This window comes from Sporomusaceae bacterium (genome assembly GCA_031460455.1).
Lineage (GTDB): Bacteria > Bacillota > Negativicutes > Sporomusales > UBA7701 > Anaeroselena.
Map to the genome: position 1 here is coordinate 65419 of JAVKTQ010000008.1, position 17061 is coordinate 82479.

The 17061-nt window shown below is 58.6% G+C and carries 32 protein-coding genes; all 32 read left to right on the plus strand.

The genetic code is table 11. The features are described from left to right. Positions 1-3: 3 nt before the first annotated feature. The 32 genes from rplB (at position 4) to truA (ending at position 16871) form a co-directional block, all read left to right on the plus strand. Positions 4-831, plus strand: a complete 828-nt coding sequence (gene rplB, locus RIN56_12780; GenBank protein ID MDR7867680.1) for a 50S ribosomal protein L2 — start codon at positions 4-6, stop codon at positions 829-831. A 26-nt stretch (positions 832-857) separates the two neighbouring features. Then, positions 858-1139 carry a 30S ribosomal protein S19 gene (rpsS, locus tag RIN56_12785; protein MDR7867681.1) on the plus strand — a complete coding sequence of 94 codons (282 nt, stop codon included), beginning with the start codon at positions 858-860 and terminating at the stop codon, positions 1137-1139. A gap of 21 nt (positions 1140-1160) precedes the next feature. After that, entirely contained in the window at positions 1161-1493 is a 333-nt protein-coding gene (rplV, locus tag RIN56_12790) for a 50S ribosomal protein L22 (GenBank protein MDR7867682.1), read from the plus strand. A 20-nt stretch (positions 1494-1513) separates the two neighbouring features. After that, positions 1514-2257, plus strand: coding sequence for a 30S ribosomal protein S3 (gene rpsC, locus RIN56_12795; GenBank protein MDR7867683.1), 744 nt, complete (start codon positions 1514-1516; stop codon positions 2255-2257). After that, positions 2257-2706 carry a 50S ribosomal protein L16 gene (gene rplP / locus RIN56_12800; GenBank protein ID MDR7867684.1) on the plus strand — a complete coding sequence of 150 codons (450 nt, stop codon included), beginning with the start codon at positions 2257-2259 and terminating at the stop codon, positions 2704-2706. Before rpsC ends, rplP begins: the two co-directional genes overlap by 1 nt. Continuing rightward, positions 2703-2906 carry a 50S ribosomal protein L29 gene (gene rpmC, locus RIN56_12805; protein MDR7867685.1) on the plus strand — a complete coding sequence of 68 codons (204 nt, stop codon included), beginning with the start codon at positions 2703-2705 and terminating at the stop codon, positions 2904-2906. Before rplP ends, rpmC begins: the two co-directional genes overlap by 4 nt. Positions 2907-2956: 50 nt before the next feature. Further along, positions 2957-3217 carry a 30S ribosomal protein S17 gene (gene rpsQ, locus RIN56_12810; GenBank protein ID MDR7867686.1) on the plus strand — a complete coding sequence of 87 codons (261 nt, stop codon included), beginning with the start codon at positions 2957-2959 and terminating at the stop codon, positions 3215-3217. A gap of 30 nt (positions 3218-3247) precedes the next feature. Then, complete coding sequence (rplN, locus tag RIN56_12815; GenBank protein ID MDR7867687.1) at positions 3248-3616, plus strand: 50S ribosomal protein L14; 369 nt, start codon at positions 3248-3250, stop codon at positions 3614-3616. Positions 3617-3640: 24 nt separating this feature from the next. Beyond that, a complete protein-coding gene (gene rplX / locus RIN56_12820; protein MDR7867688.1) occupies positions 3641-3979 on the plus strand; it encodes a 50S ribosomal protein L24 in 339 nt (112 codons plus the stop codon). A 25-nt stretch (positions 3980-4004) separates the two neighbouring features. Continuing rightward, positions 4005-4547: a 50S ribosomal protein L5 gene (gene rplE, locus RIN56_12825; GenBank protein MDR7867689.1), complete on the plus strand. Its 543-nt coding sequence runs from the start codon at positions 4005-4007 to the stop codon at positions 4545-4547. 14 nt (positions 4548-4561) lie between these two features. After that, positions 4562-4747, plus strand: coding sequence for a type Z 30S ribosomal protein S14 (locus tag RIN56_12830; protein ID MDR7867690.1), 186 nt, complete (start codon positions 4562-4564; stop codon positions 4745-4747). A 28-nt stretch (positions 4748-4775) separates the two neighbouring features. Further along, positions 4776-5174, plus strand: a complete 399-nt coding sequence (rpsH, locus tag RIN56_12835; GenBank protein ID MDR7867691.1) for a 30S ribosomal protein S8 — start codon at positions 4776-4778, stop codon at positions 5172-5174. A 24-nt stretch (positions 5175-5198) separates the two neighbouring features. Beyond that, a complete protein-coding gene (gene rplF, locus RIN56_12840; protein MDR7867692.1) occupies positions 5199-5747 on the plus strand; it encodes a 50S ribosomal protein L6 in 549 nt (182 codons plus the stop codon). 24 nt (positions 5748-5771) lie between these two features. Next, a complete protein-coding gene (rplR, locus tag RIN56_12845; GenBank protein MDR7867693.1) occupies positions 5772-6134 on the plus strand; it encodes a 50S ribosomal protein L18 in 363 nt (120 codons plus the stop codon). 19 nt (positions 6135-6153) lie between these two features. Then, the gene (rpsE, locus tag RIN56_12850; protein ID MDR7867694.1) at positions 6154-6654 is read left to right on the plus strand and encodes a 30S ribosomal protein S5; all 501 of its coding nucleotides are present in this window, start codon (positions 6154-6156) and stop codon (positions 6652-6654) included. A 12-nt stretch (positions 6655-6666) separates the two neighbouring features. Continuing rightward, positions 6667-6852: a 50S ribosomal protein L30 gene (rpmD, locus tag RIN56_12855; GenBank protein MDR7867695.1), complete on the plus strand. Its 186-nt coding sequence runs from the start codon at positions 6667-6669 to the stop codon at positions 6850-6852. 18 nt (positions 6853-6870) lie between these two features. Then, entirely contained in the window at positions 6871-7311 is a 441-nt protein-coding gene (rplO, locus tag RIN56_12860) for a 50S ribosomal protein L15 (GenBank protein MDR7867696.1), read from the plus strand. Continuing rightward, complete coding sequence (secY, locus tag RIN56_12865; protein MDR7867697.1) at positions 7312-8568, plus strand: preprotein translocase subunit SecY; 1257 nt, start codon at positions 7312-7314, stop codon at positions 8566-8568. A 12-nt stretch (positions 8569-8580) separates the two neighbouring features. Beyond that, positions 8581-9234: an adenylate kinase gene (locus tag RIN56_12870; protein ID MDR7867698.1), complete on the plus strand. Its 654-nt coding sequence runs from the start codon at positions 8581-8583 to the stop codon at positions 9232-9234. Then, positions 9231-9977: a type I methionyl aminopeptidase gene (gene map / locus RIN56_12875; protein MDR7867699.1), complete on the plus strand. Its 747-nt coding sequence runs from the start codon at positions 9231-9233 to the stop codon at positions 9975-9977. Before RIN56_12870 ends, map begins: the two co-directional genes overlap by 4 nt. A gap of 12 nt (positions 9978-9989) precedes the next feature. Next, a complete protein-coding gene (locus RIN56_12880) occupies positions 9990-10307 on the plus strand; it encodes a KOW domain-containing RNA-binding protein (GenBank protein MDR7867700.1) in 318 nt (105 codons plus the stop codon). Next, a complete protein-coding gene (gene infA / locus RIN56_12885) occupies positions 10289-10507 on the plus strand; it encodes a translation initiation factor IF-1 (protein ID MDR7867701.1) in 219 nt (72 codons plus the stop codon). The genes RIN56_12880 and infA overlap by 19 nt, the downstream gene beginning before the upstream one ends. Before the next feature lie 26 nt (positions 10508-10533). Then, positions 10534-10647, plus strand: a complete 114-nt coding sequence (gene rpmJ, locus RIN56_12890) for a 50S ribosomal protein L36 (GenBank protein MDR7867702.1) — start codon at positions 10534-10536, stop codon at positions 10645-10647. A 14-nt stretch (positions 10648-10661) separates the two neighbouring features. Next, entirely contained in the window at positions 10662-11036 is a 375-nt protein-coding gene (rpsM, locus tag RIN56_12895; GenBank protein MDR7867703.1) for a 30S ribosomal protein S13, read from the plus strand. A 12-nt stretch (positions 11037-11048) separates the two neighbouring features. After that, positions 11049-11444 (plus strand): 30S ribosomal protein S11, encoded by a 396-nt coding sequence (rpsK, locus tag RIN56_12900; protein MDR7867704.1) that lies wholly within the window; start codon positions 11049-11051, stop codon positions 11442-11444. Between the two features lie 24 nt (positions 11445-11468). Next, on the plus strand, positions 11469-12101 hold the full coding sequence (rpsD, locus tag RIN56_12905; protein MDR7867705.1) for a 30S ribosomal protein S4: 633 nt from the start codon (positions 11469-11471) through the stop codon (positions 12099-12101). Positions 12102-12163: 62 nt separating this feature from the next. After that, positions 12164-13123 (plus strand): DNA-directed RNA polymerase subunit alpha, encoded by a 960-nt coding sequence (locus tag RIN56_12910; GenBank protein ID MDR7867706.1) that lies wholly within the window; start codon positions 12164-12166, stop codon positions 13121-13123. Between the two features lie 17 nt (positions 13124-13140). After that, positions 13141-13479 (plus strand): 50S ribosomal protein L17, encoded by a 339-nt coding sequence (gene rplQ, locus RIN56_12915; protein ID MDR7867707.1) that lies wholly within the window; start codon positions 13141-13143, stop codon positions 13477-13479. Positions 13480-13664: 185 nt separating this feature from the next. Continuing rightward, a complete protein-coding gene (locus tag RIN56_12920; protein ID MDR7867708.1) occupies positions 13665-14498 on the plus strand; it encodes an energy-coupling factor transporter ATPase in 834 nt (277 codons plus the stop codon). After that, complete coding sequence (locus RIN56_12925; GenBank protein ID MDR7867709.1) at positions 14489-15352, plus strand: energy-coupling factor transporter ATPase; 864 nt, start codon at positions 14489-14491, stop codon at positions 15350-15352. Before RIN56_12920 ends, RIN56_12925 begins: the two co-directional genes overlap by 10 nt. Next, a complete protein-coding gene (locus RIN56_12930; protein ID MDR7867710.1) occupies positions 15346-16155 on the plus strand; it encodes an energy-coupling factor transporter transmembrane component T in 810 nt (269 codons plus the stop codon). Before RIN56_12925 ends, RIN56_12930 begins: the two co-directional genes overlap by 7 nt. Then, positions 16134-16871, plus strand: a complete 738-nt coding sequence (truA, locus tag RIN56_12935; GenBank protein MDR7867711.1) for a tRNA pseudouridine(38-40) synthase TruA — start codon at positions 16134-16136, stop codon at positions 16869-16871. The genes RIN56_12930 and truA overlap by 22 nt, the downstream gene beginning before the upstream one ends. Positions 16872-17061: the final 190 nt, after the last annotated feature.

The following is a 17061-nucleotide window of genomic DNA, read 5'->3' on the forward strand; positions in this document are numbered from 1 at the left end:
CCAATGGCAGTTAAGTCCTTTAAACCCTACGCTCCGGGGCGGCGGTTCATGACGGTGGCCAGTTTCGACGAGGTTACCACCGACAGGCCGGAAAAGTCGCTTACCGAGAGACTGCATAAACACGGCGGCCGCAACCAGCAGGGCCGTCTGACCGTCCGCCATCAGGGCGGCGGCCACAAGCGTCTGTACCGTATAGTCGATTTCAAGCGTAATAAGGACGGCGTCCCGGCGAAGGTGGCGACGATCGAGTACGATCCGAACCGCTCGGCGCGCATCGCTCTCCTGAATTACGCCGATGGCGAGAAGCGCTATATCCTGGCCCCCAACGGGCTTAAGGTGGGCGATACGATCATGAGCGGCGCGGGCGCCGATATCAAGGTCGGCAACGCTCTGGCGCTGAAGGATATCCCGGTGGGCACGCAGGTCCACAATATCGAGATGAAGATCGGCAAGGGCGGCCAGATGGTCCGCAGCGCCGGCGCATCTGCCCAGCTGATGGCCAAGGAAGGCGGCAACGCTCTTCTGCGCCTGCCGTCCGGCGAGCTCCGCAAGGTGCATGTGAATTGCCGGGCGACTATCGGCCAGGTAGGCAACCTGGAGCACGAGAATATTACGATCGGCAAGGCCGGCCGTTCGCGCTGGATGGGGATCCGCCCCGCCAACCGCGGCGTGGCGATGAACCCGATCGACCATCCGCATGGCGGTGGCGAGGGCCGTTCGCCTATCGGCCGCAAGCACCCGGTCACCCCGTGGGGCAAGCACGCCGCCGGGGCCAAGACCCGCGGCAAGAAGGCTTCGGACCGCCTGATTGTCAAGAGAAGGACGAAATAACCGCATAGCGAAAGGAGGCCTGTAGGGTGTCAAGATCTATTAAAAAAGGACCGTATGTTCACGAAAGTCTGCTCAAGAAGATAAAAGCCATGAACGCCAAGAATGAGAAGAAGGTTGTCAAGACCTGGTCTCGGGCGTCGACTATCCTGCCCAATTTTGTCGGCCATACTATCGCTGTGCATGACGGCCGCAAGCATGTGCCGGTGTATATCACCGAGGATATGGTCGGCCATAAGCTGGGCGAGTTCGCGCCGACCCGTTCTTTCCGCGGGCATGGCGGTTCCGAAAAAGCAACATCGCTGAAATAGCCGACCGAGAGGGGGTTTATCATGGAAGCCAAGGCAATTGCCAAGTATATCCGCATAGCGCCGCGCAAGGTCCGGATTGTTATCGATCTTATCCGCGGCAAGAATGTGGGCGAAGCTTTCGCCATCTTGAAGCACACGCCTAAGGTCGCGTCCGAGGTGGTGGAGAAGGTGCTCAAGTCGGCTGTGGCCAACGCCGAGCATAATTATGATATGAATACCGACAAGCTGTATGTCGCAGCCGCCTACGCCGACCAGGGCCCGACCCTGAAGCGGATACACCCGCGCTCCCGCGGCCAGGCCTTTAAAATCCTGAAGCGGTCGAGCCATGTGACGGTTGTCGTAAAAGAACGCTAAGCGGCGAAGGAGGGAAAGAAGTGGGTCAAAAGGTCAATCCGCACGGACTTAGGATCGGCATCATCAAGAACTGGGACGCCAGGTGGTTCGCCGACAAGGACTACGCCAAGCTGCTCCACGAGGATGTCAAGATCCGTGAGTATATTAAGAAGAAGCTTTATTCCGCCGGGATTTCCCGCGTGGAGATCGAACGGGCCGCAACCCGCGTGAAGGTGACTATCCATACCGCGAAGCCGGGGATGGTTATCGGCCGCGGCGGCGCCGGTATCGAGGATCTCAAGAAGGGCCTGAAGGAGCTCGCCGGCAAGGTTATCGATGTGAATATCGCCGAGATTAAGCAGGCTGAGCTGGATTCTACGCTGGTGGCCGAGAATATCGCCGCCCAGCTGGAGAAGCGGATCGCTTTCCGCCGCGCGATGAAGCAGTCGGTGGGCCGTACGATGCGCATGGGCGCCAAGGGTATCAAGGTTATGGTGGGCGGCCGTTTGGGCGGCGCCGAGATCGCGCGTACCGAGAGTTACCGCGAGGGCAGCATCCCGCTGCATACTCTGCGGGCCGATATCGATTACGGCACCGCCGAGGCTCACACGACTTACGGCCGTATCGGCGTGAAGGTGTGGATTTATAAGGGCGAGGTTCTTCCGCAGGCGCCGAAGTTGGCTTCTGCCGGCGAGACGAGCCAGGAGACGAGACCCGAACCCCGGCGCGAAAGGCGTGCCCCCAGGAAGGACGCTGCCGTCGCCGCTGAAGGGAGCGATAAGTAATGCTTCTGCCGAAAAGAGTGAAGCACCGTAAGCAGTTCCGCGGCCGCATGACGGGCAAGGCCAATAAGGGCAATACGATCAGTCACGGCGAGTATGGTTTGGTCGCGCTTGAGCCGGCCTGGATCACGAACCGCCAGATCGAGGCGGCCCGTATCGCCATGACCCGTTATATCAAGCGCGGCGGTCAGGTGTGGATCAAGATTTTCCCCGATAAGCCGATTACCGCCAAGCCGGCCGAGACCCGTATGGGCAGCGGCAAGGGTTCGCCCGAGTATTGGGTGGCGGTTGTGAAACCGGGCCGCGTTATGTTCGAGCTGGCCGGTGTGCCTGAAGAGGAAGCAAAAGAGGCCCTGCGTCTGGCTGCCCACAAGCTTCCCATTAAGACGAAGTTCGCCAAGAAGGAAGAGGCGGGCCAAGACCATGAAGAAGTGGGTGGTGACGCGCAATGAAAGTGAAAGATGTCCGCGATATGAGCGTTAATGAGCTCGACCAGAAGTTGGTCGGCCTGAAAGATGAGCTTTTCAACCTTCGGTTTCAGCACGCGACCGGCCAACTGGAGAATCCGATGCGGATTAAAGAGGTCAAGAAGACGATCGCCCGCATTAAGACGATTCAGCGCGAGCGCGAGCTAAAGGCCAAGCAGGCTTAAGCCGGCCTAGAGGTTATGTGGGAAAGTGCAGTCGGAAGGAGGCTAGAAACGTGACGGAAGAGAGAAACGAACGCAAGATTAGGATCGGCAAGGTGGTCAGCGATAAGATGCAGAAGACGGTGGTTGTTGCCGTGGAGCGTCTGGTTCGTCACCCCCTGTATAATAAACCGGTCAAAACGACGACCAAGTTCAAGGCTCACGATGAGAACAACGAGAGCAAGATGGGCGATACCGTGAAGATCATGGAGACCCGGCCGCTGTCGAAAGACAAGCGCTGGCGCGTCGTGGAGATTATGGAGAAGGCGAAATAGGCTGGATGTTCCGCAAAGGAGGGAAAACCGATGATCCAACAAGAGACTATCCTTAACGTCGCCGATAACACCGGCGCCAAACAGATCCTTTGCATCCGGGTCCTCGGCGGGTCGTATCGCCGCTACGCCAATATCGGCGACGTGATCGTGGCCGCTGTTAAGGACGCTACACCCGGTGGCGTGGTCAAGAAGGGCGAAGTGGTGAAAGCGGTGGTCGTTCGTTCGTGCAAGGGTTTGCGCCGTCCGGACGGCTCTCATATCAAGTTCGACGAGAATGCGGCTGTGATCATCAAGGACGATAAGAGCCCGCGCGGTACCCGTATTTTTGGGCCGGTGGCCAGGGAGCTGCGCGAGAAGGAATTCATGAAGATCATTTCGCTGGCGCCGGAAGTAATCTAGTTGTTTTGAGGAGGTGGCCGGAAAATGTCCGACGCTGTTAAACTGCACGTGAGAAAAGGCGATACTGTCGTCATCCTGTCCGGGAAGGACAAGGGTAAAAAGGGCAAGATCATCGAGGCTCTGCCGAAAAAGGGCAAGATCATCGTTGAGGGTGTCAATAAGGTCAAGCGTCACGCCAAACCGACCCAGAAGACGCCCCAGGGCGGCATCCAGGTCAAGGAGGCGGCGATGTCTTCTTCGAAGGCTATGCTGATTTGCCCGTCCTGCGATAAGCCGACCCGCATCAAGCATACGGCTCTGGCGAGCGGCAAGTCGGCCCGCACTTGCAAGCATTGCGGCGAGATCATCGACAAGGATAAATAGACGCGCGGAAAGGAGGTAACTAGCTATGGCCAGATTGAAAGAGAAGTATCTCAAGGAAGTAGCCCCGGCTATGATGGAGAAGTTCGGTTATAAGAACGTCATGGAGATTCCCCGGGTCGAGAAAGTGATTGTTAATATGGGCGTCGGCGAGGCTGTGGCCAATCCGAAGGTTTTGGACGCCGCTGTTAACGATCTTATGACGATCGTCGGGCAACGGCCGGTGGTGACGCGGGCGAAGAAGTCGATCGCGGCGTTTAAGATCAGGCAAGGTATGGCGATAGGGACGAAGGTTACCCTGCGCGGCGAACGGATGTATCAGTTCCTCGATAAGCTCCTCAATGTAGCCCTCCCGCGCGTTCGCGACTTCCGCGGCGTTAGCCCGAAGTCTTTCGACGGGCGCGGCAATTATACCATGGGTATCAAGGAGCAGTTGATCTTCCCGGAGATCGATTACGATAAGGTGGATAAGGTCCGCGGTATGGATATTATCGTGGTGACTACCGCCAATACGGACGAAGAGGCGAGGGAACTCCTGAAACTGATGGGCATGCCGTTTAGCGCTGCATAAAAGGAGGGAAAGCTGTGGCTAAGAAGGCGCTGATTGAAAAGTGGAAGCGCGAACCGAAGTTTTCGGTGCGCAAGTATAACAGATGTAAGATTTGCGGTCGTCCGCACGGTTATCTGCGCAAGTTCGAGCTTTGCCGGATATGCTTCCGCAAGCTCAGCTACCAGGGCGCTGTTCCCGGTGTGACGAAGGCTAGTTGGTAAGAAGCAACCGAAGGGGGGTTTAAAGGCTATGGTAATGACCGATCCGATTGCCGATATGCTGACGCGGATTCGCAATGCAAATTCGGTTTATCACGATAAAGTGGAGATTCCTGCGTCGAAGATTAAGCAGGCGATCGTTGAGATCCTCAAGCTTGAGGGTTTTGTCAAGGATTATGAGAAGATTTCCGATAGCAAGCAGGGTATCCTGAGGGTTTCCCTGAAGTACGGCGCCAACCGCGAGAAGGTTATCACCGGCATCAAGCGGATTTCCAAGCCCGGCCTTAGGGTTTACGCTAAAGGGGATCAGTTGCCGCGCGTGCTTGGCGGCCTTGGCATCGCCATCATTTCGACTTCCAAGGGCATCATGAGCGATAAGCAGGCCCGCAAGGAAGGTCTCGGCGGCGAGGTTATCGCTTACGTTTGGTAAGTTTTCGAACTAGGAGGTGCACATATGTCGAGAATTGGCAGGATGCCAATCGCCGTTCCCGCGGGCGTGACCGTCAAGGTCGACGGTAACGTGGTGTCGGTCAAGGGCCCTAAGGGCGAATTGACCCGCACGATCCCGAAGGAAATGATCGTTGAGATCGGCGAGGGTGTCGTTAATATCAACCGGCCTTCGGAGGAGAAGAAGCATAAGTCGCTGCACGGCCTGACCCGGACGCTGGTGGCCAATATGGTGACCGGTGTGACGACGGGTTTCGCAAGGACGCTGGAGATCGCCGGGGTGGGCTACCGCGCCGCTAAGGCGGGGACGAAGCTGAATCTGACGCTGGGCTTTTCGCATCCGGTGGAGGTCAATCCGCCGGAGGGTATTACGATCGAGGTTCCCGCTCCTAATCGGATCGTGGTTTCCGGGATCGATAAAGAGGCTGTCGGCGCTCTTGCCGCAAAGATCCGCTCTTTCCGCGAGCCTGAGCCTTATAAGGGCAAAGGGATCAAGTACGAGGGCGAAGTGGTCCGTCGCAAGGCTGGCAAGGCCGGCGCCAAGGGCAAGAAGTAAGCTTACGGAAAGGAGTGAAGTATCTTGCTGCGTAAAGAGCCCAAGAATGTTGCGAGGAAGAAGAGGCATCTGCGGTTGCGCAAGAAGCTTGTCGGCACTGCCGAGAAGCCGCGCCTCAATGTCTTCCGCAGCTTGAACCACATATACGCTCAGATTATCGATGACGAACGGGGTGCTACGTTGGTGGCCGCCGGGTCGATGGATAAGGATCTCGGCCTTGAGTACGGCGGAAATGCCGGCGCTGCCAAGGCGGTGGGCGAGGCTATCGCGAAGAAGGCCCTGGCGAAGGGTATCAAGGCGGTGGTTTTCGACCGCGGCGGTTATATTTATCACGGCCGGGTGGCGGCTTTGGCCGCTGCGGCACGGGAAGCGGGCCTCGAATTTTAGGCAAAAAGGAGGGACATGAATGGCCAGAATTGATCACGCGAATCTCGACCTTAAGGAGAAAGTCGTATTTATAAACCGGGTTGCAAAGGTCGTTAAAGGCGGCCGACGTTTCTCTTTCAGCGCGCTGGTGGTTGTCGGCGACGGCAACGGCTATGTGGGCGCAGGCCTGGGTAAGGCCGCGGAAGTGCCGGAGGCTATTCGCAAGGGTATCGAAGATGCGAAGAAAAATCTTATTAAGGTTCCTCTCGTCGGGACGACGATTACTCACGAGACGGTGGGCGTTTTCGGCGCAGGCAAGGTTTTGCTGAAGCCGGCTTCCGAAGGTACCGGCGTTATCGCCGGCGGCCCTGTCCGTGCGGTTCTCGAGCTGGCGGGTATCCACGATATTCTCACGAAGTCCCTGGGTTCGTCCAACGCCAATAACGCGGTGCGCGCCACTCTCAAGGGGCTCGAGCAGCTCAAACGGGCCGAGCAGGTTGCCCAGCTGCGCGGTAAAACGGTTCAGGAACTTCTGGGCTAAGGAGGAAAGGCCATGGCTAAGCTCAAAATTACTCTTACCCGCAGCCTGATTGGCCGCCAGGAGGATCAGCGCGCAACTGTGAAGGCGCTCGGCCTGGGCAAGGTCAACAGCTCGGTTATTCAGGATGATTCCCCTGCGATCCGCGGTATGGTGCGCAAGGTTGAACATCTTGTCAGTGTTGAAGAAGTACAAGATTAGTCGAGGAGGTGTTGCCGTATGAAATTGCACGATCTAGCTCCAGCGCCCGGTTCTAAGAAGGAACGTACGCGGGTGGGCAGGGGTCTTGGTTCGGGTCTCGGCAAGACGGCCGGCAAAGGCCATAAGGGTCAGAACGCCCGTGCCGGCGGCGGCGTCCGTCCCGGTTTCGAAGGCGGCCAGATGCCGATTTACCGCCGACTGCCGAAACGTGGTTTCTATAATAAGTTCGGTATGGAGTATACCGAGGTCAATGTGTGGCAGCTCAACCGTTTTGAGGCCGGTACGGTGGTCGATCCCGTTCTGCTGGTTGAGGCCGGTGTCATTAAGAATGTCCGCGACGGTATCCGCATACTTGGCAACGGGGAGCTGGAAAAGTCTCTGACGGTTAGGGCCAACGGCTTTACGAAGGCCGCGATGGAAAAAATCCAGGCCGCCGGCGGCAAAGTCGAGGTGATCTAGGTGCTTTCGGCCCTATCTAATGTGGTCAAGATTCCCGAGCTCAGGCAGAAGGTAATGTTCACGCTGCTGATGTTTCTCGTTTTCCGCGCCGGGACTCATGTTCCCGTGCCGGGCGTGGATGCATCTATGATTGAACAGCTTTTCAACCAGGGCAACCTGTTCGGGCTCCTCGATCTTTTTTCGGGCGGCGCGCTGAGCAAGTTCTCGGTGTTCGCAATGAGCATCACCCCCTATATCAATTCTTCGATTATCATGCAACTGTTGACGGTTGTTGTGCCGAAGTTTGAACAGTGGGCGAAAGAGGGCGACGAGGGCCGGAAGAAGATTACCCAGATCACCCGCTATGGAACGGTGTTGCTGGGCTTCGTCCAGGCGATCGGCATGGCTTACGGCCTGAAGGTGGCCATTTTGAACCCCGGCATCGGTTCGATTATCCTGATAGCTTTGACGCTCACGGCCGGCACGACTTTCCTGATGTGGCTCGGCGAGCAGATTACCGAGAAGGGGATCGGCAATGGTATTTCGCTGATAATCTTCGCCGGTATCGTGTCCCGCCTGCCGGACGGCTTGAATGTTATTTACCAGTATTGGAAGGCCGGTACTATCAATCCTTTCAATATCGGGCTGTTTGTCATTATCGCGGTGGCCATGATTGTGTTTGTTATCCTGATCCAGCAGGGCCAGCGCAAGATCCCCGTGCAGTACGCCAAACGGGTCGTGGGGCGTAAGATGTACGGCGGTCATTCGACCCATATCCCGCTTAAGGTTAACCAGGCGGGCGTTATTCCGATCATCTTTGCGTCATCCGTGCTGATGTTCCCGATAACCATCGCCCAGTTTGTTGATGTTGAATGGGTGAAGACGGTGGCAGGGTGGTTTGCGTGGGGTACGATGCTGAATACGACGCTTTATGCGCTCTTCATCATCTTTTTCACGTATTTCTATACTGCGGTTACCATGAACATATCGGATATGGCAGAGAACATGAAAAAATACGGCGGCTTCATCCCCGGCCTCCGTCCGGGCAAACCGACCGCCGACTATCTAGATCGCGTCATGACCAGGATTACTCTCGCCGGCGCCATCTTTCTCGCCTTTATCGCCATCCTGCCCAATATTGTGGTGTGGGCGACGAATATCGAGGGGATTTATTTCGGCGGCACCGCGCTTCTCATTGTCGTTGGCGTGGCGCTCGATACCATGAAGCAGATCGAGGCGGTCATCCTGATGCGTCATTATCAGGGCTTCATGAAGTAGGAGGTGCGCTCAGTGTTTATCCTGCTTATGGGTCCGCCGGGGGCCGGCAAGGGCACTCAGGCGGCGCTGTTGGTGGAGAAGTATCGTATTCCCCATATTTCCACGGGCGATATGTTCCGGGCGGCGGTGAAGGAGGGCACTCCCCTCGGTCTCGAGGCCAAACGGTATATGGACGCAGGCGGTCTGGTGCCGGATAGTGTGACGATCGGCATTGTGAAGGAGCGCCTGGCGAAGCCCGATTGTAAGGAAGGGTTCATTCTCGACGGTTTCCCCCGTACGCTGGAGCAGGCGGCGGCACTGGATACGACGCTGACCGAGCTGGGTATCAAGCTTACCAGGGTGGTCAATATTACGGTGCCGGACGACGAGCTGGTGAGGCGGATGACGGGGCGGCGGATTTGCAAGGGTTGCGGCGCCACCTATCATGTAGCTTTTAACCCGCCGGCGGCGGCCGACAGGTGCGACAAGTGCGGCGGCGAGATTTTCCAGCGGGCTGACGACAAGGAGGAGACGGTGGCGAAGCGTCTTGAGGTGTACCAGGCTCAGACGCAGCCGCTTATCGGCTACTACCGGGAGAAGGGGCTTTATGCCGAGATCGACGGCCGGCAGGCTATCGACGAGGTGTTGGCCGCTATCGATACAAGCTTGCGGGGCGCCAGGGCATGATTATTCTCAAGTCCGAACGTGAATTGCGCTATATGCGCGACGCGGGTAGGATCGTCGCTGGGACGCTTGCGGAAGTGAAAAAAGCTGCCCGGCCTGATGTGACTACGCAGGAACTGGATAAGGTTGCCGAAGAATATATCAAGGGCGCCGGCGCTATTCCGGCTTTCAAGGGTTACCACGGCTTCCCCGGCAATATCTGCACTTCGGTGAACGAGCAGGTGGTGCACGGCATCCCCGGACTAAGACGCCTGAAAAGTGGAGATAATGTAAGTATTGATATCGGGGCGGTAATAAATGGATATTATGGCGACGCCGCCATCACGGTCCCGGTGGGCGAGGTTGACGCCGAGGTGGCGAAGCTCATCGAGGTGACTGAGGCATCCCTGAATAAGGGACTCGAGCAGGCGGTGGCGGGGAATAAGCTTAGCGATATCTCGCACGCTGTCCAGGCCGAGGCCGAGGCCCACGGATACGGTGTTGTCCGCGATTATGTTGGTCATGGCATCGGGCGCAATATGCATGAGGACCCCCAAATCCCGAACTACGGCCCTCCCGGCCGCGGCCCGCGCCTTAAACCGGGCATGACGCTGGCGGTCGAGCCGATGATTAATTTGGGCACTTACGGAGTAAGGACGCTGGATGACGGTTGGACGGTGGTTACGACTGACGGCAAACGGTCGGCCCATTTCGAACATACTGTCGTCGTCACTGAGAACGGACCGGAAATTTTGACCAAACTGTAGGGGGAAAGTTCCGTGTCGGTTGACAGGATAGCGCTCGGTCAGGCGGTCCGCTCGCTGGCCGGCCGCGACCGGGGACGACTGTATCTGGTGGTCGGGTTTTCGCCACCTTTTATCCTGGTGGCGGATGGCCGCGACCGCGGGGCGACTAAGCCGAAGAAGAAGAATGTCCGGCATGTCGGCGTGCTGAAGTTTATTGACGAAGGTGTCGCAGCATTGATCACCGGCGGGAGGAAAGTGACCGACCGCGAGATCCGCGCGGCTTTGAACGCGGCGACTGGCACCAGTAGCGATGCGGACGAGGAGGGAATCTCATGTCCAAGCAAGATGTAATAGAGGTGGAAGGCACCGTTGTCGAGGCATTGCCCAACGCCATGTTCCAGGTCAAGTTGGAGAACGGGCATGTCGTTATGGCACACATATCCGGCAAGATCAGGATGAATTTCATCCGCATCCTGCCTGGGGATAGAGTAACGGTAGAACTGACGCCGTACGACCTCAAACGCGGTCGTATCACTTACCGCTTTAAGTAGTGGGGACTAGAGGAGGTTTTTGAGTCATGAAGGTTAGACCGTCGGTCAAGCCCATCTGTGAAAAGTGCAAGGTCATCAAACGCAAGGGCAATGTTATGGTGATTTGCGAAAATCCGAAGCATAAGCAAAGACAAGGTTAGGAGGTGCAGATTAAATGGCGCGTATTGCCGGAGTAGACTTACCGCGTGATAAACGGATCGAAGTTGCTTTGACATATATCTATGGTCTCGGTTTGACTCTTTCGAAGGAGATTATCGCCACCACGGGCATCAATCCCGATACCCGGGTGCGGGATCTTACGGAAGAGGAGATTTCCAAGCTGAGGGAAGCCATCGATAAGAATTACAAGGTCGAGGGCGACCTGCGCCGCGAGGAGCAGCTGAATATCAAGCGGCTGATTGAGATCGGCTCGTATCGCGGCAAACGTCATCGCATGGGCCTGCCGGTCCGCGGCCAGCGGACCAAGACGAACGCCCGGACCCGCAAGGGACCGAAGAAGACGGTCGGCGTAAAACGGAAGTCGAAGTAGGAGGGATAAAGATTGGTAGCGAAGAAAGTTGCCGCCAGGCCTAAACGGAAGGAACGCAAGAATATCGAGTATGGCGTGGCCCATATTCGTTCGACCTTCAATAATACTATCGTGACGATCACGGACCAGAAGGGCAACGCTATTTCCTGGGCCAGCGCCGGCGGGATGGGCTTCAAGGGCTCGCGTAAGAGCACGCCTTTCGCCGCCCAGATGGCGGCCGAGCAGGCTGCCAAAGCGGCTATGGAGCATGGCATGAAGCAGATCGAGGTTTTCGTGAAGGGTCCGGGCTCGGGACGCGAGGCGGCGATCCGCTCGCTGCAGGCCGCCGGGCTTGAGGTCAACCTGATCAAGGATGTCACGCCCATTCCCCACAACGGCTGCCGTCCGCCCAAACGCAGAAGAGTCTAAGATTTCGGGAGGTGTTAGACAAGAATGGCAAGATATATTGAGGCTGTTTGCAGACAGTGCCGCCGCGAGGGTTCTAAGCTGTACCTGAAGGGCGACAGATGCTATAGCGACAAGTGCGCGTTCACCCGCCGCGGCTACGCCCCCGGCCAGCACGGCCAGGGACAGGCTCGCAAGAAGGTTTCCGAGTACGGCACTCAGCTGCGCGAGAAGCAGAAGACCCGCCGTATTTATGGGTTGCTTGAGCGCCAGTTCCGCAATTATTTTGAGAAGGCCGAACGGCAGAAGGGTATCACCGGCGAGAATCTCCTCGTGCTGCTGGAAAGGCGGCTGGATAATGTGGCGTTCCGTCTCGGTTTCGCTTCGAGCCGCACTCAGGCCAGGCAGCTGGTTCGCCATGGCCATTTCGCCGTGAACGGCCGCCGCGTGGATATCCCCTCTTTCCTGGTTAAGGCGAACGATGTTATCACTGTTGCCGAGGCCAGCAAGGATGCGCCGATTATCAAGGAGATGGCCGAAGGTCTGGCCACTAAGACGGTGCCGGCATGGCTGGAGCTTAACGCTGCCGGTATGAGCGGCAAGGTTTTGCGGTATCCGACCCGGGAGGAAATTGATGTTCCCGTTCAGGAACATTTCATTGTTGAATTGTACTCCCGTTAATCTGCCCTCAACAATGGAGACGGCGTAACTTTTAGTTCGCGCGAAGAGGAGGGTATTTCCGGATGATGGAAATCGAAAAACCGAAGATCGAGATAGTGGAGATCAGCGAGGACAACCGTTACGGCAAGTTCGTCTGCGAACCGCTGGAGAGGGGCTACGGCATTACTCTCGGCAACAGCCTGCGCCGCATCCTGCTGTCGTCGCTGCCCGGCGCGGCGGTGACGTCGGTGAAGATCGACGGCGTCCTCCACGAGTTTTCCACGATTCCCGGTGTTCGGGAAGATGTTACCGACATAATCCTTAACCTCAAGGAGCTCTTTATCAAGCTGCACGGCGATGAGACGAAGATCGTGCGCATCGAGAAAGAGGGCGAGGGCGAGGTCAAGGCCGCCGATATTATCACCGATCCCGATGTGGAGATTCTCAATACCGACCTGCATATCGCCACTTTGTCGGCGGGCAGTTCGCTTCGCATGGAGATAACGGTCGAGCGTGGGCGCGGCTATGTGCCGGCTGACAAGAACAAGAAGCCCGACCATGTTATCGGTGTTATCCCGGTGGATTCGATCTTTTCCCCGATCCTGAGGGTTAATTATAATGTCACCGATACCCGCGTCGGCAACGTCACCGATTATGATAAACTGACGCTTGAGATCTGGACCGACGGCAGCATCCGCCCCGAAGAAGCGGTGAGCAAGTCGGCCGGGATCATGGTGGCTCACTTGAAGCTGTTCCAGAATATCGCCGGGGTGACCGCCGAGGACGAGGGCGGCGACGGGCCGTTTACCGAGTCGGCGGAAGATGCCGGCGCCAAGACGATGGAGATGACCATCGAGGATCTGGAGCTGTCTGTACGGTCTTACAATTGCCTGAAACGGGCCGGCATCAACACGGTGGCCGAGCTTGTTCAGAAGACCGAAGAAGATATGATGAAAGTACGCAACCTCGGCCGCAAGTCTTTGGACGAGGTCAAGAAGAAGCTGGGCGAACTCGGGTTGTCGCTGGCTGAAAGCGAAGATTAAAGGAGGGAGGGTGAATCATGTTTTACCGCAAACTTGGACGCGATTCCAGCGCGCGCAAGGCGCTGTTCCGCAGCATTTTGACTTCCTTCTTTGCCCACGGGCGCATCGAGACGACCGAGATGAAAGCTAAGGAAGCAAGCAAGCTGGCCGCGAAGATGATCACGCTGGCCAAAAAGGGTGATCTGAACGCCCGCCGTCAGGCTCTGTCTTTCCTGATGGACGAGACTGTGGTGACGAAGCTGTTCGAAGAGGTCGGCCCGAAGTACAAGGACCGCCAGGGCGGTTACACCCGCATCATGAAGCTGGGGCCCCGCCGCGGCGACGCCGCGCCGATGGCCATTCTCGAACTGGTTTAGGGTGAAGACCCAGGTGACAGTGGCGTGTTTTCGCGGTCGCCTGGTTTTCGTTTATAAGTTTCAGCGGGTTACACACGGGGCGGCCTTTGGCCGCCCTTATCTGCCTGTTCATACAAGCCCTGCTTTTGCCGATTCGGCTTGATAGCCGCTATTTATGCCGAATCCACTTTATTAAGGAGAAGCTAATGGGGGAAATGATTAGAACGATAAAGCTGCGCCATAGTTACCCCGGCCCCGACGGGACCGAGGTGGTGGCGCTTGAGGATATCAGCCTGTCCGTCGGCGCGGGCGAGTTCGTGGCGATCATCGGCGCGAACGGCTCGGGCAAGTCGACGCTGGCCAAGCATTTCAACGCCCTGCTCGCGCCCACCGGCGGCGAGTGCCTGGTGGAGGGGCTGAGCACTACGGTAGCGGAGAATATGTGGCCGATCCGCCAGAAGGTGGGCATGGTCTTCCAGAATCCCGACAACCAGATTGTGGCGGCGGTGGTGGAGGAGGATGTCGCTTTCGGGCCTGAGAACCTGGGGGTGGCGCCGCCCGAGATCGCGGCCAGGGTTACCGAGGCTCTGGCGCTTGTAGGGATGGAGGATTACCGCTACCATGGTCCGCATTTGCTGTCCGGCGGGCAGAAGCAGCGGGTGGCGATCGCCGGTGTGCTGGCGATGCGGCCGAAGTGCCTGGTGCTGGACGAGCCGACGGCGATGCTCGATCCGCAGGGCCGCGGCGAGGTTTTGGCGACCGTTGTCCGCCTGAACAAGGCGGAGGGGATTACGGTCGTGTATATAACGCATTTTATGGAAGAGGCGGTGGCGGCCGACCGGGTCGTGGTGCTCGACGGCGGCAAGGTGGCGCTGACCGGGCGGCCGGCGGAGGTTTTTAGCCGGGTGGCGGAGCTTAAGGCTTTTGGCTTGGACGCGCCGCTGGCGGCGGATGTGGCTGCGCGCCTGCGGGCGGCCGGGCTCGAGGTGCCGGCCGGGATTATCACCGACGAGGAATTGGCGGTGGCGCTATGCCGATAGTGCTGAAAGATGTCAGCTATGTTTATATGCCGGGTACGCCGTACGAGCGGACGGCGCTGAAGGATATCAATCTTACCGTCGCGGCGGGCGAGTTTATCGGCGTTATCGGCCACACCGGTTCGGGGAAGTCGACGCTGGTGCAGCATATGAACGGTCTGCTCAAGCCTACGAGGGGCGTTGTCGAGGTGGACGGCGTAAATCTCGCCGCCAAGGGGGACGCGGCCAGGCTGGCCCGCCGCAAGGTGGGGATGGTCTTCCAGTACCCCGAGCACCAGCTGTTTGAGGAGACGGTGTTCGACGACGTGGCTTTCGGGCCGCGCAATCTTGGGCTCGCTGCCGACGAGGTGGAGGAGCGGGTGCGCCTGGCGCTGGATTTTGTCGGCCTCGATTTTGCGGCGTTCGCCAGGCGGTCGCCGTTCCGTCTTAGCGGCGGGCAGATGCGGCGGGTGGCGATCGCCGGCGTGGTGGCCCTCCAGCCGGCGTATCTTATCCTGGACGAGCCTTCGGCCGGCCTCGATCCCCGCGGCCGCGACGAGATTTTTGCCGAGGTGGTAAGGCTGCACGAAACGACCGGCGTGACGGTCGTGCTGATTTCTCACAATATGGAGGAAGTGGCCCGGCTGGTGAAGCGCCTGGTGGTGATGCACGACGGGGCGATCAGTCTCGATGGCCCGCCGCGGGAGATTTTCCGCCACGGCGGCGAGCTTAAGGCGGCGGGCGTGGATGTGCCAGGGGTGACGGCGCTGATGGAGCGGCTGGCGCGCCGGGGGCTCGATGTGGACGCGGCCGCGCTGACCGTGGAGGAGGCCGCGGCGGCGATCGCGGCCGCTGTAAGGAGGCGGGGCGCATGCTGACCGATATCACACTTGGTCAATATTTTCCCGGCTCGTCTTTCCTGCACCGCCTCGACCCGCGCACCAAGCTGGTGGGGACCGTCCTGTTCGTTGCCGCGATATTTCTTGCCGAGAGCTACGCCGCCTACGGGCTGGTGACCGCGTTCGCCGCGCTGGCCGTATTTCTGTCGGGCGTGCCTGTCCTTATGGTGGCGCGCTCCATCCGGCCGCTGTGGCTAATTATCCTCATCACGGTACTTATTCATGTTTTCTCTACACCCGGCACGGTAATCTATAAGCTGGGACCGCTGACGGCGACGCTGGAGGGGCTGCGGCAGGGGGCGCTGATGGCGGCCCGCCTGGTGTTTCTGATTGTCATGAGTTCGCTGCTGACATTCACGACGTCGCCGATCGTGTTGACCGACGGCATCGAGCGGTTGCTCAACCCTTTCCGACGCTTCGGGTTGCCGGCCCACGAGCTGGCGATGATGATGACAATCGCGCTGCGTTTTATCCCAACGCTGCTTGAAGAGACCGACCGCATCATGAAGGCTCAGATGGCCCGCGGCGCCGATTTCGCCCGCGGCAATATCGTGAAGCGGGCCAAGAATATGGTGCCGCTCCTAGTGCCGCTTTTTATCAGCGCGTTTCGCCGCGCCGACGAGCTGGCGGTGGCGATGGAAGCCCGCTGCTACCGGGGCGGCGAGAACCGCACCCGCATGAAGGAATTGCGCCTCGCGGCGCGCGACGGCGTGGCTTTTGCCGTCGTGCTCGCTCTGCTGGCGCTGCTGGGGGCGCTGCGATGGAACGTACTCTTAAGCTGACGGTTGCTTACGATGGCACAGCTTTCCACGGTTTTCAGCGCCAGGCAAACGCTCTTACCGTGCAGCAGGTGCTGGAGGAGCGGCTGGCGAAGATTTTCGGCCACCCGGTGAAGGTCGCCGGCGCGGGGCGTACGGATGCGGGCGTTCACGCCTATGGCCAGGTGGTGAGCCTCAGGACGACCGGCTCTATCCCGACCGCCAGGGTGGCGCAGGCGGCGCGGAGCGTGCTGCCCGATGCCATCGTGGTTACGGCGGCGGAGGAGGTGGCGGCTTCTTTCCACGCGCGCTTCGCCGCAGTGAGTAAGATTTATGTTTATCGCCTGCATAGCGGCGCCGTGCCCGATCCTTTCCTGCGCAATTACGCCTGGCATCTCGCCGACGAACCGGACGCCGCCGCGATGCACGCCGCCGCTCAGCGGACGGTGGGCGAACACGATTTTTCGGCTTTCCGGGCGGCGGGCGGGGCGCCAGGGAGCCCGGTGCGCACCATATTGGCCGCGTCCTGCCGGCGGGACGGGCCGCTGACCGAGTTCTCCTTCTGGGGGACCGGGTTTTTGTACCACATGGTGCGTAATCTTGTGGGGACGCTGGTCGATGTCGGCCTGGGCCGGATAAGCGAGGACGATTTCGCGGCCATTCTCGCTTCACGGGACAGAAACAAAGCCGGTATAACAGCCCCGCCGCAGGGGTTATACTTACAAGAGGTGCTGTATTAAGACTTTTCGATAAGAGCAGCGACCGAGGAAAAAGGCTCCAGATGCAAGGCGCACCGGAAGAGCGCGCCGCGCCGCGTACTCGGATGTACGCAAGCAAGCGCTCTGAGGAGCAACGCCGCAGATGGACTTTTTAACCGGTCGCCCCTAAAAAATTGCTGAATGCCAAGGAATAGACCTTGACATTGACAAC

Excerpts from the sequence above, each read along its gene's own strand:
- rplB (MDR7867680.1), top strand. The coding sequence starts at position 4 with ATGGCAGTTAAGTCCTTTAAACCCTACGCTCCGGGGCGGCGGTTCATG.
- rplV (MDR7867682.1), top strand. The coding sequence starts at position 1,161 with ATGGAAGCCAAGGCAATTGCCAAGTATATCCGCATAGCGCCGCGCAAG.
- rplP (MDR7867684.1), top strand. The coding sequence starts at position 2,257 with ATGCTTCTGCCGAAAAGAGTGAAGCACCGTAAGCAGTTCCGCGGCCGC.
- rpmC (MDR7867685.1), top strand. The coding sequence starts at position 2,703 with ATGAAAGTGAAAGATGTCCGCGATATGAGCGTTAATGAGCTCGACCAG.
- rplN (MDR7867687.1), top strand. The coding sequence starts at position 3,248 with ATGATCCAACAAGAGACTATCCTTAACGTCGCCGATAACACCGGCGCC.
- rplX (MDR7867688.1), top strand. The coding sequence starts at position 3,641 with ATGTCCGACGCTGTTAAACTGCACGTGAGAAAAGGCGATACTGTCGTC.
- rplE (MDR7867689.1), top strand. The coding sequence starts at position 4,005 with ATGGCCAGATTGAAAGAGAAGTATCTCAAGGAAGTAGCCCCGGCTATG.
- rpsH (MDR7867691.1), top strand. The coding sequence starts at position 4,776 with ATGGTAATGACCGATCCGATTGCCGATATGCTGACGCGGATTCGCAAT.
- rplF (MDR7867692.1), top strand. The coding sequence starts at position 5,199 with ATGTCGAGAATTGGCAGGATGCCAATCGCCGTTCCCGCGGGCGTGACC.
- rpsE (MDR7867694.1), top strand. The coding sequence starts at position 6,154 with ATGGCCAGAATTGATCACGCGAATCTCGACCTTAAGGAGAAAGTCGTA.
- rpmD (MDR7867695.1), top strand. The coding sequence starts at position 6,667 with ATGGCTAAGCTCAAAATTACTCTTACCCGCAGCCTGATTGGCCGCCAG.
- rplO (MDR7867696.1), top strand. The coding sequence starts at position 6,871 with ATGAAATTGCACGATCTAGCTCCAGCGCCCGGTTCTAAGAAGGAACGT.
- map (MDR7867699.1), top strand. The coding sequence starts at position 9,231 with ATGATTATTCTCAAGTCCGAACGTGAATTGCGCTATATGCGCGACGCG.
- infA (MDR7867701.1), top strand. The coding sequence starts at position 10,289 with ATGTCCAAGCAAGATGTAATAGAGGTGGAAGGCACCGTTGTCGAGGCA.
- rpmJ (MDR7867702.1), top strand. The coding sequence starts at position 10,534 with ATGAAGGTTAGACCGTCGGTCAAGCCCATCTGTGAAAAGTGCAAGGTC.
- rpsM (MDR7867703.1), top strand. The coding sequence starts at position 10,662 with ATGGCGCGTATTGCCGGAGTAGACTTACCGCGTGATAAACGGATCGAA.
- rpsD (MDR7867705.1), top strand. The coding sequence starts at position 11,469 with ATGGCAAGATATATTGAGGCTGTTTGCAGACAGTGCCGCCGCGAGGGT.
- RIN56_12910 (MDR7867706.1), top strand. The coding sequence starts at position 12,164 with ATGATGGAAATCGAAAAACCGAAGATCGAGATAGTGGAGATCAGCGAG.
- rplQ (MDR7867707.1), top strand. The coding sequence starts at position 13,141 with ATGTTTTACCGCAAACTTGGACGCGATTCCAGCGCGCGCAAGGCGCTG.
- RIN56_12920 (MDR7867708.1), top strand. The coding sequence starts at position 13,665 with ATGGGGGAAATGATTAGAACGATAAAGCTGCGCCATAGTTACCCCGGC.
- RIN56_12925 (MDR7867709.1), top strand. The coding sequence starts at position 14,489 with ATGCCGATAGTGCTGAAAGATGTCAGCTATGTTTATATGCCGGGTACG.
- RIN56_12930 (MDR7867710.1), top strand. The coding sequence starts at position 15,346 with ATGCTGACCGATATCACACTTGGTCAATATTTTCCCGGCTCGTCTTTC.
- truA (MDR7867711.1), top strand. The coding sequence starts at position 16,134 with ATGGAACGTACTCTTAAGCTGACGGTTGCTTACGATGGCACAGCTTTC.